General features: G+C 61.9%; 13 protein-coding genes and 1 pseudogene. 2 read left to right on the top strand and 12 right to left on the bottom strand.

Annotation, left to right across the window (positions count from 1 at the left end):
* Nucleotides 1-9: 9 nt before the first annotated feature.
* Together DQ353_RS00120 and DQ353_RS00125 are read right to left on the bottom strand one after the other, a co-directional pair.
* Nucleotides 10-720 carry a response regulator gene (locus tag DQ353_RS00120; protein WP_113760783.1) on the bottom strand — a complete coding sequence of 237 codons (711 nt, stop codon included), beginning with the start codon at nt 718-720 and terminating at the stop codon, nt 10-12.
* 58 nt (nt 721-778) lie between these two features.
* Complete coding sequence (locus DQ353_RS00125) at nt 779-2500, bottom strand: sensor histidine kinase (protein ID WP_113760784.1); 1722 nt, start codon at nt 2498-2500, stop codon at nt 779-781.
* A 216-nt stretch (nt 2501-2716) separates the two neighbouring features.
* Between DQ353_RS00125 and DQ353_RS00130 the strand changes: the two are divergent.
* Nucleotides 2717-2938 (top strand): annotated as a pseudogene (locus DQ353_RS00130) (cation:dicarboxylate symporter family transporter); the annotation flags it as partial.
* 25 nt (nt 2939-2963) lie between these two features.
* Here the strand turns inward: DQ353_RS00130 and DQ353_RS00135 are convergent.
* The 7 genes from DQ353_RS00135 to DQ353_RS21235 all read right to left on the bottom strand — a co-directional run bounded on the left by DQ353_RS00135 (nt 2964) and on the right by DQ353_RS21235 (nt 6491).
* Nucleotides 2964-3254 carry a hypothetical protein gene (locus DQ353_RS00135; protein ID WP_113760785.1) on the bottom strand — a complete coding sequence of 97 codons (291 nt, stop codon included), beginning with the start codon at nt 3252-3254 and terminating at the stop codon, nt 2964-2966.
* A 56-nt stretch (nt 3255-3310) separates the two neighbouring features.
* Complete coding sequence (locus DQ353_RS00140; protein ID WP_113760786.1) at nt 3311-3706, bottom strand: hypothetical protein; 396 nt, start codon at nt 3704-3706, stop codon at nt 3311-3313.
* A 9-nt stretch (nt 3707-3715) separates the two neighbouring features.
* Nucleotides 3716-4624 carry a VldE C-terminal domain-containing protein gene (locus DQ353_RS00145; protein WP_113760787.1) on the bottom strand — a complete coding sequence of 303 codons (909 nt, stop codon included), beginning with the start codon at nt 4622-4624 and terminating at the stop codon, nt 3716-3718.
* A 66-nt stretch (nt 4625-4690) separates the two neighbouring features.
* Nucleotides 4691-4978: a putative phage holin gene (locus tag DQ353_RS00150; protein ID WP_113760788.1), complete on the bottom strand. Its 288-nt coding sequence runs from the start codon at nt 4976-4978 to the stop codon at nt 4691-4693.
* Complete coding sequence (locus DQ353_RS00155) at nt 4975-5193, bottom strand: DUF7620 family protein (RefSeq protein ID WP_502696366.1); 219 nt, start codon at nt 5191-5193, stop codon at nt 4975-4977. The genes DQ353_RS00150 and DQ353_RS00155 overlap by 4 nt, the downstream gene beginning before the upstream one ends.
* 2 nt (nt 5194-5195) lie before the next feature.
* Nucleotides 5196-5489, bottom strand: a complete 294-nt coding sequence (locus tag DQ353_RS00160) for a hypothetical protein (protein WP_113760790.1) — start codon at nt 5487-5489, stop codon at nt 5196-5198.
* A gap of 276 nt (nt 5490-5765) precedes the next feature.
* Nucleotides 5766-6491 (bottom strand): DUF6270 domain-containing protein, encoded by a 726-nt coding sequence (locus DQ353_RS21235; RefSeq protein WP_146755156.1) that lies wholly within the window; start codon nt 6489-6491, stop codon nt 5766-5768.
* Nucleotides 6492-6698: 207 nt separating this feature from the next.
* On the opposite strand from DQ353_RS21235, the gene DQ353_RS00165 reads away from it, so the two are divergent.
* A complete protein-coding gene (locus DQ353_RS00165) occupies nt 6699-7970 on the top strand; it encodes a glycosyltransferase (protein WP_113760791.1) in 1272 nt (423 codons plus the stop codon).
* On the opposite strand, the gene DQ353_RS00170 is transcribed toward DQ353_RS00165, so the two are convergent.
* The 3 genes from DQ353_RS00170 to DQ353_RS21240 all read right to left on the bottom strand — a co-directional run bounded on the left by DQ353_RS00170 (nt 7967) and on the right by DQ353_RS21240 (nt 12720).
* The gene (locus tag DQ353_RS00170) at nt 7967-9934 is read right to left on the bottom strand and encodes a right-handed parallel beta-helix repeat-containing protein (RefSeq protein WP_113760792.1); all 1968 of its coding nucleotides are present in this window, start codon (nt 9932-9934) and stop codon (nt 7967-7969) included. The two genes, DQ353_RS00165 and DQ353_RS00170, sit on opposite strands and share 4 nt — an antisense overlap.
* An 85-nt stretch (nt 9935-10019) precedes the next feature.
* Nucleotides 10020-12224 carry a hypothetical protein gene (locus DQ353_RS00175; protein WP_146755157.1) on the bottom strand — a complete coding sequence of 735 codons (2205 nt, stop codon included), beginning with the start codon at nt 12222-12224 and terminating at the stop codon, nt 10020-10022.
* A gap of 19 nt (nt 12225-12243) precedes the next feature.
* Nucleotides 12244-12720, bottom strand: coding sequence for a hypothetical protein (locus DQ353_RS21240; RefSeq protein ID WP_146755158.1), 477 nt, complete (start codon nt 12718-12720; stop codon nt 12244-12246).
* Nucleotides 12721-13079: the final 359 nt, after the last annotated feature.

Raw genomic sequence — 13079 nt, forward strand, 5'->3', positions numbered from 1 at the left:
GGTGGCCGGTCAGCCTTTGGAGACCCAGCGGTACTCGTACTCGGGCCGGCCGCGGGTCCCGTGGCGCGGGGCCTTGGCAGCGTCCCCGGTGTCGGCCAGGTGCTCCAGGTAGCGCCTCGCGGTGACCCGGGACAGGTCTAGGAGCTCGGAGACCTCGGTGGCCGAGAGCGCGGCGCTCGCCGAGCGCAACGCCTCCGAGATCGAGCCAAGCGTCTCGGTGATCAGCCCCTTGGGCAGGGGAGCGGCGCCCACCGAGCGCAGCGCGGCAAACGCGTTGTCGATCGATGACTGGGATGCGGCCTGCCCCGCGTTGCCCAGGTTGAAGCGGAACTGCCGGTAGTTCTCCAGCTTCCCGGCAAACGCGGCGAAACCGAAGGGCTTGATCAGGTACTGGGTCACCCCGGCGGAGATCGCGGTGCGCACCACGTTCAGGTCCCGGATTGCGGTGATGGCGATGATGTCGACGGTGTTCCCGCGCCCGCGCACCCGCCGGGCCACGTCCAGGCCGTGCAGGTCCGGCAGGTTCATGTCCAGCAGCACCAGGTCGATCGGGGTGCCCGCCTCCTGCGCCGCATCCAGGGCAGCGAAGACCTCGTTGCCGCTGTGCGCGATCGAATGCACGCTGAAGCCCGGCACGCGGGCCACAAACTTCGCGTGCGCGGCGGCAGTGGTCGGTTCGTCGTCCACGACCAGGACGCGGAGGCTTCTGTGCGTATCCATGGACCGGTGATTCCTTTGGCTGGTGAGGGCTTCGAAACTGTGGCGGGCGCCGGCGGGGTCAGCGCCCGCTGCATCCCGGGGGTCCGCTGCGCGGGGACATCGGCAGGGTCACGGTGAAGATCGCCCCGGCATCATTATCCACTTCCAGGGACCCGCCCAGGCGCGCGACCGCCTGGCGCACCAGTGCCAGGCCCAGCCCGCGCGAACCGGAGCCGGGGACCACCGGCTTGGAGGAGACCCCCAGCCGAAAGAACTCGTCGAGCAGATCCGGGTCCACGCCGGGGCCCGAATCGGCGATCGAGATCACCACGGATTCCGCGTCGGCGGCGAAGTCCGCCCACACCCGGCGCAGCTCGGAGCCGGCCGCCGCGTCGAACGCGTTGTCCAGCAGGTTCCCGGTGATGGTGACCAGGTCCCGGGCGTCCAGGGCGCCGGTGGGCAGCTGCCCGGAGGCGGTCATGGTCAGGGTGATGCCGCGCTCGTGGGCCTGGGCGGCCTTGCCCACCAGCAGCGAGGTCAGGTACGGCTCGTCGACCGCAAGCACGAACTCGTCGGTCAGCCGCTGGGATTCCTGCCGGTCGGCCACCGCGAATTCGAGGGCCTCGCGCTCGCGGCCCAGCTCGATCAGTGTCGCCACGGTGTGCAGCCGGTTGGCGTGCTCGTGGGTCTGGGCGCGCAGCGCCTCGGTGAGCGTGCGCATCGATTCCAGCTGCCCGGTCAGCGCCTGGACCTCGGTGTGGTCGCGCAGCGTTGCCACGGTCCCCAGCTTGCTTTCCACCTGCCGCCGGCGCAGCGGCCAGGGCACGCGGGCGGCGGGAGCGGAATCGGGCTGCTCGGCGTTCTGCTGGGAGATCACCAGCACCCGGTGGTTGGTCAGGTGGATCTCGTCGGTGGCGCGCCGGCCCGAGGCAAAGAGTTCGGCCACGGTCTCGGGCAACCCGACCTTGTCCACCGGCAGCGGGCGCAGCGAACCGGCGGGCGGCAGTCCCAGCAGTCCCGCGGCCTGGTCGTTGTAGAGCACCAGGCGCCCCTTCGCATCGACCAGCACCAGGCCCTCGCGCACCGAATGCAGGGCGGAGAAGTAGTACGCGTAGAGCCGGCGCAGTTCCTCGGGTCCGTAGCCCAGGGTGGCGCGGCGCAGGTACCTGGACAGCGCATAGGTGAACACCGCGCCCAGCCCCACCGCCAGCAGGCCCACGGCCAGGGTCGCCGGAACCAGTGCGGCCTGCGTGGCGCCCAGGGACTGCAGCGTGACGCCCACGGCCACCATCGCGGTGATGTTTCCGCCCGCGTCCCGGATCGGGGCGATGGCACGCACCGAGGGGCCCAGGGTGCCGCGGTAGTCCTCGACCTGGCTGTGTCCGGCCAGCGCCTGCTCGACGCTGCCGACGTATTTCCGGCCGATCTCGCTGGCTGTGGGATGGGTGTAGCGGGTGCGGTCGGTGTCCATGATGGTCACGAAGTCCACCGCCGCGTGGGACACGATGTTGCCGGCAAAGGGCACCAGCGCACCGGAGGGGTCCGCTTGCTGCACCGCGTCGATGACGAAGGGGTCGTGGGACAGCGTCTCGGCGACGGAGAGCACGCGCTTGGCGGCGAATTCGTGGGCCTGGGTCCGGGCGTTGAGGTAGCTGGCCGTGCTGACCACCAGCACCACCAGGGCCACCAGGGCAAGCTGCGCGACGAAGATGCGGGTCGCCAGCGAGTAGGAGGAACGCGCCCGGTTCGCGCTGCGTTCCTTGGATGCGGGGGCGGAAGTGCCGCCCGGGAGCCGTGGCATCGATGCCCCCCTTCCGTCTGAGGTGCCCGGTGCCGGGTGCCCGGGCGCTGCCTTCAAGGGTGGCACGCGGGCAAGCGCGCCATGACCATTATGAACACAAGAGAGATATCGATCACGTTCGCCCCCACCATGGATGAAGAAGCCCGGGCACCCCAAGCGCCACCGCCCCTGCACGCACCCCCCAGCAGCAGACATTCATTCAGAAGGAGCCACCCCATGGCAACGACGCCAACATCGACAGGAGTCCTGGACCGGGACCCGATCGAGAACCAGGAAGCACCCGTCAAGAAGGACCGCACCCACTGGCTCTACATCATGGTGATCATTGCCGTGGTCGCCGGTGCCGCGATCGGCCTGATGGCCCCCGACGTGGGCAAGGCACTGAAGCCCCTTGGCACCGGGTTCGTCGCGCTGATCAAGATGATCATCGCGCCGGTGAATGTTGTTGTCACACCATGAGTGCTTAGAGTTCGCCTTGTTCGATCCTCCACGGGATGTCTTCGGCGCTGGGGGAGTCATGCCACCGAGATTCCCGATACGGGATCCGCACGGCGTGCTTGGTGTCCATCCACAGGTCGTGGGAGTTTCGGGCCTCGTCGAACCAAACGGCGAGGAACTTGTCACCCTGCCATGCGCTGGCCTTCCCGTCGACGATAGACCCGTCGGGCAGCGTGATCCGGACGTATGGTTGGCGACCGTAGGGGTAGCGCTGGCAGGTGCCAGGGGCGGGGATGAAGTCGGGGTAGTAGGACACGACCCCATCTTAACCACGAATAGCGCCCCACCCGGGAATGGGTGGGGCGCTCGTGTTTACTGTTGGTCGCGGTCCGGTGACCTCGTCGGCTCGTGTGCGTCAGCCACGGGAAAGCCCTCGTACGGGCCGTCAGCGATGAACTCACCGGCGATGGGCTCCGGCTCCTGCTCCACGCCGGTGCCGAGGCCGATCTTCGCGAGGAAGTCCTGCGCCTTGGCCAGCGCCATGAGTCGGGTGATCAGCGTGGATAGGGCCACGAGGAATGCGACGGCGCCGGTGAGCCATGCGACCCATGATTCCGGCAGGTAGTCGCCGAGGTACTCCTGCAGCAGCGGGATCGCCGCGGCCAGGAACAGGACGGCGGCACCGAAGTAGGCGACGCCGGTGCGGAGCGCCGCCCGGGCGGGGTGGGCTACTTGCGTGGGTGTTCCTGTTGCGATGTGCTTTGCCATGGGTGCTCCTTATGCTCGTTTGTTGACTGCGGCGCGGACCTTGGCATAGGTCGCGTTGTCCACGCCGAGGGACTTCTGCCGGGCCACGTGCCCGTTGCCGTGCATGCCCTGGATGACTTCGGTGGCCATCTGGGCGATGCTCTTGCTCGTGCCGTTCACGGCGGCGCGGACCTTGGCATACTCGGCGGCGCTGATCCCGAGGGACTTGCGGCGCACGTCGTGGCCGTTGCCGTGCTTGCCGGCGCGGACCTCCGCGGCCATCTGTGCGATGGACCTTGCCGCGGGCTTCGGCTTGGCCGGTGCGGGCTTAGGCTTCACGGCGGGGGCGGACGCTCCGGCCTTGAGCTTGGCCAGCAGCGCGGTGTTCTGCGCTGCGGTGCCCGAGTACCCCTTGATGCCGCACTGGGCAGCCAGCCGGGCGCGTGCAGCGTAGGACGAATCCCGGCCCTTGGAGGCGAGCCAATCCACGACCGACCCACTACCCGCGGACGGCTTCGGCTGGGCAGGCGTGCTCGGGGTTGCAACTGGGCCGACCGCACCTGCGCCGAGCTTCCATGCACCACCAGCAGCGGCGGCCGTGGTGTGGCGAATGGAGATGTGCACGTGCGCGGTGTGGCCGTTCGGGCCGCTGTACGGCTGCCAGCCCTTCGCGTGGGTCCAGATGCGGCGATTCCAGATGACGTAGGCGACGCGGCGCTCACCAATGACGGCCTTGAGCAGCACCTCAACGTCAATGCCGTCCTTGTCCACGTCGAGGGCGCGCACGATCCCGTCTGGCCAGTCCGGATTGTGGTCAGACGGTCGGGCCTGGTGTGACGGGTCCCCGATCCAGCCGTCAGAACCCTTATCGCGGTTGGGCCATCGGCTGTTGATCTGGTCGCGCAACGTGCGCAGGGACGGGGCGAGGAAATAAGACATGCGGGCCTGCCTTTCGGGCAAAGGGAAAGGCCCACCAGTTGGTGAGCCTTGAATGTGTGGTGCTGGTCAGTCGCCGTGGGGGCCGATCTTGAGCTGGAAGAACAGGACCGCCAGCCGGACCCCAGCCACAAGGACCGCACCGTAGACGATGTACCGGACGACTTCCCGGCCCGGGTACGCACCGAACATCCCGGACGTAGCGATCATCAGGAACGCGGCCGCCGTGGATGCCAGGAGCATCATCATGGCCCGCCCCGTACTGGACTTATGCCAGTCGGGATTCACGGCCCAGTTGATGAACGGCAGGCACGCATAAACGGATGCGGCGATGTATCCGAGGTAGATTGCTTTCACCCGGTTCCTTTCGGTCGAAACTGCGCCTCGAATGCGGGCGCGAAATGGTTGCGGAGTCGGGTCTGTCGTGAGGAGTTCACCGTGACAGCGACCTCGAAGGCTTGCCGTTTTGCTGCCCGAAGCTCGGCATCGGATTCCGTGAGCGCATGCTCCACCGGGCCCGTGTCGATGGGCGGCAATTCGGGCGCGACGGGCTTCCGGTGACGGAAGAACATGATCACTCACCAGCCCTCTCTTGGAGGGCGGTCATCACGTGGTTGGAGAACTTCGCCGACTCCATCAGCTCATGGTTCGAATTGGTTAGGACGGCGATGGTTTCGCCTTTGCGGTCGGACGTCGACCTCCACGCGTCACGGTCCTTGAGAGCATCGGCGTTCCGAGCCTCCATGAGCCGCACGATGGTGTTGTGCTGGGCGAGGGTGACCAGCTTGCCGGTGAAGATCAGGTACAGCATCGCCAGCGCTGTTGCTACCGGCGATGCCAATCCCACCAGCGCGGGAATCTCATCCATCGGTCACCGCCTTGGGGTTTGGCATGGTTGCCTTTCGGGAGGCCCGACTAGCGGGCGTTGATGTAGTCATAGTGGCCGGGTGACGATTCGAGCCACGCGACCGTTCCCGAGTCGTGTTCGCCTTCATGGTTGCGCGGTTTTATGCAGACTGGATTTTTACCGTTCGTGCGTATGGCAGAGAGCGTTTCTGAGCATTTCTTTTTACTGCCGAACATGAGGTGCCTTTCGGGTACGACGAAGGCCCCCACCTTTTGGTGAGGGCCTTATTTGAACTTCTTAGTTCTGAGATTCGAGAGCATCAAGAATCACATCTGATGCCCAGCCCATGGCCGCTGGACCAAAGTGGTACGGGCCGCTACCCCATTCATGCTCAACCGGCGCGGTTGCCACTTTCTTAGGCATTCGTTCGACCCTCACGCCAAGACCGGACAGGATGCCTGTCAGATGACTAATGCTGGCACTAACCTCGCGGATCGGCATGCCGTGACGCTCGCCAAATGGGACGCCGCCTTCGTCTTCTTCGGCCCATGGCGCATCGATGACGAGAGCCTTATCCTTGAGGCCGTATTCCTCTAATCGCTTCACAAAGCGCTTGGCGGCGTTCTCCCAGAACCTCGTATGACGCTCGGTTCCGAGGGGTACATGAACATGGCCAGATATCTCCCGGAGCAATCCCGACATTTTTAGTTCCGCAGAGGGGGTGAGGAATGCACCGTCCCGAAGTCGGTATACACCACCTCGCTCCACGTGACAGTCCATCACGAACAGGTCTGTTATCGAAGCCGCCCTCCGCAGCGTGTGCAGGAGGGTGGAGCTAATATCACCGTTGAGCATGCGCGATTGAAACGGAGATTCTAGGGTTACTTCTCGAAGTTTGGCCGGAGGATTGATAGCGCTAATCAGAGATTGTCTCGCGACGTATCCAGACAGCCCGACGTGTTCCTGAACGGTTTTGTACGAGTCACGGATTACGCATCCGCCATAGAGAAAAATATTCGGCATAGGACCACCTTACGGCGCTCCAGATGCAGAACCATCACGGAGAGAGGCGTCGGGAACCCCTATGAGTCAGCGTCTTCAGTCTCACCGCACCCAGTATCGTCCTACCTACATGTACGTTCCGAAACTAACCATCACTGCATTGGATTAGTTTGTTATCCTTTCATGAGACTAAAGTTGGGCTGAAAATCTCTAAAATAGGATGGAAAATTGCTTTTTATCGGGCACACGCGATTCAGTGTTTACCAGCCGCAGTCCGGAGCTTGGAAAGCCACTAATGGCACTCGCTTTAAATCCGAACAGGACTACCGCAACTACCTGTTCTCAGACGAGAGATTGGCCAGTCGAGCCGACATTTTCTTTGGCCTCTCTCTCCCGCAGCTGGCTGAGGCCGCAAAGAACCACGCAGTAATTCATCTCATCTCCTATTCGCACCATCTGCCTACGAAGTACGAGACAAGGCTTATCGAAGCGGCCGATAAACATGACTTCCTGGTCCTCGACAAGATGTTCCCAAGTTCCGCCGCTGCCACCACTGAAAGTGTTGCCCGAGAAGCGCTATTCTCAAAATTCTCGGCTGACCCTTACCAGCCTTTTGGCGTGTACCGGCTGGATGACGATGACCTATTACCGGCTGACTACTTTGACCGCCACGAAAAGTACATCAAGGAACCATTCGTGGGCATGCAGGTGTCGCTTGGTACAGGCATCACGGCGATCTATTCGGAGGGAAAGTTTGTCAACGCTCGACGCTGTTACCATCCAATGCTAGCCATCGGCTTCATGAGCATCCAAAGGTTCACGCCAGATGGCTTGGTGCGCCCGGAGAGAAACATTGCTCATAACCTGTCTGACCGCCATTTCCCAGTCATCATGGATTCGTCGGGGCTTGGTTATGTGTGGACCCGGCAGGTAGAGCAGGATACCTCTCTGGGGCTCGCCTCAACGAACCGTGAAGGAATCCTGACAAGTATCCGGAATCACATCAACGCCAACCCGCCCATCGATGGTTCGGATCAGTTTGAGAAGTACTTCCCAATACTGAAGGGAAAATTGACCGCTGCTGAAGATGCCCGGTCCACTCATGAACAGCTGATTGAGCGCAGGGTTGAAATGAAAAGCACTGTAGAAAATTTCACGTGCCAACCTGTCTCAGGGGATCTTTCCATAACGGTCAAGATGGTTTGCGACATGTCAGCAGTGGAGAAGAACTCTCTGTTAAGCTTCAGCCTCGTTGACGCGTCTGGAAAGCCTGTTCCCGTTGAAAGGGTAGCTGCCCATATGGCGGAACAGGGAGTTACGTTATCCGGCAACCCAACCATTGGATGGTTCCGTTACCTGAATACACGACCGGGGCAGAACAGAACCAAGGCCGAGTTCAGCCTCCCCCAGGGGGTATTTCTGAGCGCTGTAACGGTGAGGAAATGGAAGAAAACTGATACGTCTATTACCCTGCATTCCCTCACCGTTGAATCTAGTTAGGTGGCTACGCCGTAGTCCAGAACTTTCGCCCCGGCAACGCTGGTGTTCGAGCGTTGTACAGTGACGGTGTTGCCGGGTGACCTGAAATCGTTCGGGCCCAATGTCCAGGCGGAAGCTTCGCCCGTGGTTGGGACCGAGCCTGAGCTGTTGTCTAGCACGTAACAGGTGCGTGGAAGGTTGGTGTCCATGAACATTCCGCGGTTGTTGGCGATATACATTTCCCCGCGGTGCAACATGTGCATGCGCACGATTGCCGTCCTGAGTTCTGCTTCATTTCCTGTTACCACCAGCTGCCCACGCCGAATTCCGGACGGTGGGTTTGATTGCCAGGTGTCGTACACGGTAACGATCGTGTCGGCTCGCATGCCGTCGATATTTGGTCCGCCAAAATTGCCCGAGGGTTTCAACGACCAGTACCCGGCGATGATTCGGTTATTCGTTACGTACAGGTTCGTGCCAAGGTATGCGCGGACCACGCCGCCACTCGTTCTGCCCATGACCAGATTGTCGTGAATGTACGTGTTCCGTCCCCGAATGCCGAAGGGAGACCACACATCAATGACCGTGTTGAATCGGTAGGTGGTGTTGTCTGCTGCCCCATGGTTTCCGTAGCCTGACTGCTGTGTGCCAAACGAGCCGTCTGGATTCCAGCCGTAGTGCTCGCCACGGGAGTTTCTTCCTCCGCCGAACGTCTTGCAGTTCTGGACAATGGTGTGGCGGCTGATGCAGTTGAAGCCGGTGACATCAACGCCCTTGTTTGATTCGTGGGTGTGCCGCCCGTCTACAAGGCCATGAGCGCAGCCTCGAATGGAAACGCCGTACCCGTTGTAGAAGTTGTTCGCCTTGCGGGTGTAGCCGCCCAGCACGCGTGGCGCCCATGATCGGGAAACTGCAATGCCGGTGCGGGCGCAGTTCTCCGCGTTCACATCGATCAGAAGCGGCTGGTCAGCCCCTTGTACCACGATGCCTTCGACAGCTTTTGTTTCCTCCCCGACCGCTGGCAGGGTTCCTCTCACAGTGATGTTCTCAAGTCGTACACGGATCGGCTTGTAAAAACGTAGTTCGATGGTCTCTTTGGTCAAGTCGTATCCGTCATTGGCGGGGTCATCCATCCAGACGCGGCCGTCGAATGTGTCCTGAACGCGATGCAGTTCGGACTTTCGGGCATCGAGTGGGGCCGACTCTGGGCGCGGATCGTGGTACCAAGGAGCGCTGGATACTACCTCACATAGCATTCCCTTCTGGATTCCAGTGGTGCTGTTGACCATCCAGCCGCGGGAGTTAATTCCAGTGCTTACAGTGAGTGTCTTGACCGTCACAGGCTCGCCGGCGTCGAAGCGAATGGCCGGATACGACTGTCCATCGGATCCGAGATCCAGGACTGCTGGTTTGGATCCGACTGCTCGGATCGACACTGAGTCCTGCCCGTCCGGCACAACCAGGGTTCCGCTCATCTTGTAAACGGTGCCCCCTTTCAGGATGACATCGTTGCCATTCGCGGCACGGAGAGCAGCACTGATCCCATACCAATCATTGAACACGCCGTCGCCCACGGCCCCGTGGTCCTCTGCGACCACTCCGAAGTCGCCTCGACCCACTGCGGTGCGCCCTTTGCTGGGGAGCCGTGCGGCATCGGCAACGCGTCCCTGTTGCACGGCGCGGTCAACGGCGGCGTCTAGCTGGGCATCGGTGGCACCTCCGGGGCCGGATGCGCTGAAGGCGTTGTCGGTGTATTCAAGCGCCTGCCGCAAGATTGCAGAGTCTGCGGATCCCCAAGCGTTGCGACTTGCTGAGTCAAGCGTGTTTGCATGCTCTCGGGACCGCCCCTCAGAGTTGCTTATTGCCGAATTTGTGCTGACTGCAATGCGCATGAGGTCAACCGCGAGCTTTGCTGTGGAGTTCGGGTCCTTGATGAGGTCTGCGGCCTGGGGGTAGTGAATGGAATGTGGGACGGTGGTGGCCATTGCTGGACCGCCTTTCAAAAGGGTTCCGGACGCACGAACGCCACAAGCCGTGACATTGGCTTGTGGCGTTCGTGCGGGGACACTGCTAGGGGGTGTTGAATTGCGTGTAAGAAAGGGGTGGCACCGGGCCCTGTTGCTGCCATTCGGCATAGGTGACCTGACTGCCGCTCATATTTGCGCTGAATTCCGCATACGTTTCCGTGAGCTTGACGGCTTCCACGACCCGCACATCAAGGGACTGCGAAAAGCCTGACGAGTCATGGGATCGGCCCATGCCCACAATCAACGCCTTCAGCTCAATGCCCAGATACCGTGTTGAACGAATGTTGATCATGTCGCCCAACATCAGTCGCAGGTTGGGTTCGATGCCCATACCGGTAATTACGGGTTGCGGTGTGGCGGTCTGCCCTGCCAGATAGTCGAATACATTGGGGACTGTTGACTCTGGAACCCATACGCCGGTTTCGTGAACGAGCTCAGGGCCTGCACCCCCTACTTGAGATGGCGAATACGTTTGGTCGGTCCACTTGACCTGCGCATGCGCTCCGATATCCGGCAGGGGCTTGCCCTTGCGGTTATCCCACAGGAGCGTATGGATGGGAGAGGTAGATTGGTTTGCCACGACGTCGGCCGGGTAAGTTCCGGCAGTGTGCCTTATCAAGTACTTGTTCGGCCCAAGCTTGGACATCGTAATGTCAGTGACGAGCCCCGCAGCCGATGACGTTTGCCCATCCGCGGAGTAGTACACCCCAACGAACGAGCCACGCAGCTTGTTATACGCATCCCAGTTGGAACCTCCCAGTCTGGTGGGCGTTTCCGCTACGCCAACCCATGCTTCATCTGCCCCAGGTTCTGCGAAGTCTTCGGTTACGTCACCGGATTCCAGCTGGTTCGCCGACCCTTGCCACACGCGCACGGCGGGCCACTTAGACAGCTTCACCGCATGCTTCTTGTACTTGATGCTGACGCGTGCAGCTGAGCTGAGAAGATCCTCCTCCCAGTTCAGTTCAAGGATGTCATCGGCGGTTGTAATGGTCCGGTTCGCGTTCCTGCTCCGAATCGCGGCTGCCGGCCACCATTGTGCCTTTCCAGTCTCATCGATCCATAGGCAACTCAAGGTAGCGCTACTGATCTCATCGAGCAGCGCCGCCGCCGTTTGGCCAGCGATTGCGGGCGAGGCACGCAGGATTCCCATGAGCGACACGTTCGAAACGTTGATGTGTGCATTTGGCTGGAACCCAACGGACCGGAATTCATCAAAGCTGGTCGTAGGGTTGCTTACCTGCATCCCTGCAACTCGTGCATCCGGGTCCGCGCCGAGGGTGATCGTCGTAATGATGGACTGGCCGCCGAATGCCACCACTCCTGTCGCTTCCCCTCCGGATCGTGAGCGCAGTTTGAAGGTATAGCCTTTAATGAGGACTTGCACCACGTCATCCCCCGGTGGGAGCTGCACGGAAGCGACAATGGTTTCACCCAGCATGATGGACGCCTTGCGGTCCACGTTGACGGCCAGCTGCACCCAGGTCCCCTCGTACCCGACTCGAAGGTATGCGAATCCTGCGTGCTCTGCCCCTACGACCATGGTCATTTGGATATTGTCATTTGCGGTTATAGTCGCGCCTTCAGGCAGATACGTTGCTTGCGCGTTCGAAACCGCAAACCCCCATGATGCGTATGAGTTCGTTGGGTACGAAGCCGATCCCGAACGTACGCCCGCGGTCACGCACCGCCCCCGGTGGGGCCAAATGGTCCCCTGCGCGGGAACGTGGAGCAGGCAGTTGGGTTCCTGTTTTGGCGTCACGAAGAATCCGGCTGCCCGGAATGCCACATCTACGAAATAGGTGTGGGTCAGCCCGGTGCCTCGAAAGTCCCCGCCACCCGACGCCGGCGGCATCACGTTCAGCAGCGGTTCATGGGATACCGGGGCGGAGAAGCGGTCGTATGCATCGATGATTGTGGATCGCATTTGGCCGCCCACGGAACCCGTGGTCTTGTCGATGACGCCCGTGAACACTACCCAGTCTTGGGTTCCGTCTGATTCTGTGATTACCACGGAATCGCCACGACGCGGACGCCATGAGCCCTTCATGTTCCACGGGGTTTCCGACCCGTCGGAAACATTTTCGCCAGATGCCCAGACAATCGATCCGGTTGCTTGGGTTATCCCGGATCCGGCCACGACCTGCGCCGGTAAGTCGCCACTGATTTCACGGTCATCGGACCATGATTCGTGTGCTCGGATGGTTCCATTCACGCTCACACGCGCAGTGAAACTCTTGACACTCACGGCAGGTCCACCTCCATGTTCAGCCGAGCTCCGTAACGGTGAAGCTCAGGTTGGAATACGTTCGGCCGGGGCCGGTGAGCACAAGGTCACTTGAAGGCGCGTGTGGAACGGCTTCCAGGCACCCGCGGCCAGTCGTCCATGGCGCGGGACTGTCACCCCAAACCAATGTCGGGGCCGTGCACAGCAGGGCAGTGAACGCGCCCACACCTACGCCGACGGCACCGGCTGGCGGGATCCCCGTCACCCGGGACACCGTCAGCCCGCCGGCAGTCCCAGCCGTGGTGCTCGTCGTGGATCCGAGGTATGCCTTTTGGGCGTCGTACCAATTGAGCCGTGCGCGGGCGGTGTCGCCTTGGACGACGACCGAGGCGGTGACGGGGCCGCCGGTGGGCGGCACGGGGTAGATGCCGCGCCCGAAAAGGTACGTCGTGGGCGCGGCCGAAGCGTAGGCAGAAGGCACCATGCGCCCGTCCGGGAGCATTACGGGGCCAGCCATGACCACGTCCGTCTGCCATTGGTCCTCCGGGGCGCACAGGGATGCCGAAGGCACTAGCATGTTCGTGTACTGGGCTTCTGCCGACACAAAAATGAATGGCCCCGGCCCCCACGCGCCTTGCACGAACGCCATGATGGCGGCTACCTGCTCAGGGGTCGCAGCGTCGGAGGTCTGTAAATCCCATACCCTGCGGGAAGTTGGGCGAGCCTGAGCCTTGCGGCGTCCTTCAATCGTGGTCGTGAACGTGTATCGGTCCTCCGAAGTTGACCGCTGCGAGGCCGGGCACTTGAGTTCGACCATACGCCCGAGTTGGCCCAAGTAAATCGACAATGAAGCCTCCTAGGGCATGAGTGTGGCGG

The sequence above is a fragment of the Arthrobacter sp. AQ5-05 genome (genome assembly GCF_003287975.1).
GTDB lineage: Bacteria > Actinomycetota > Actinomycetes > Actinomycetales > Micrococcaceae > Paeniglutamicibacter.

What these genes read in the sequence shown, in the direction of transcription:
- DQ353_RS00120 (WP_113760783.1), bottom strand. Translation starts at nt 720, where the DNA reads ATGGATACGCACAGAAGCCTCCGCGTCCTGGTCGTGGACGACGAACCG.
- DQ353_RS00125 (WP_113760784.1), bottom strand. Translation starts at nt 2,500, where the DNA reads ATGCCACGGCTCCCGGGCGGCACTTCCGCCCCCGCATCCAAGGAACGC.
- DQ353_RS00140 (WP_113760786.1), bottom strand. Translation starts at nt 3,706, where the DNA reads ATGGCAAAGCACATCGCAACAGGAACACCCACGCAAGTAGCCCACCCC.
- DQ353_RS00145 (WP_113760787.1), bottom strand. Translation starts at nt 4,624, where the DNA reads ATGTCTTATTTCCTCGCCCCGTCCCTGCGCACGTTGCGCGACCAGATC.
- DQ353_RS00155 (WP_502696366.1), bottom strand. Translation starts at nt 5,193, where the DNA reads ATGTTCTTCCGTCACCGGAAGCCCGTCGCGCCCGAATTGCCGCCCATC.
- DQ353_RS00160 (WP_113760790.1), bottom strand. Translation starts at nt 5,489, where the DNA reads ATGGATGAGATTCCCGCGCTGGTGGGATTGGCATCGCCGGTAGCAACA.
- DQ353_RS21235 (WP_146755156.1), bottom strand. Translation starts at nt 6,491, where the DNA reads ATGCCGAATATTTTTCTCTATGGCGGATGCGTAATCCGTGACTCGTAC.
- DQ353_RS00170 (WP_113760792.1), bottom strand. Translation starts at nt 9,934, where the DNA reads ATGGCCACCACCGTCCCACATTCCATTCACTACCCCCAGGCCGCAGAC.
- DQ353_RS21240 (WP_146755158.1), bottom strand. Translation starts at nt 12,720, where the DNA reads ATGGCTGGCCCCGTAATGCTCCCGGACGGGCGCATGGTGCCTTCTGCC.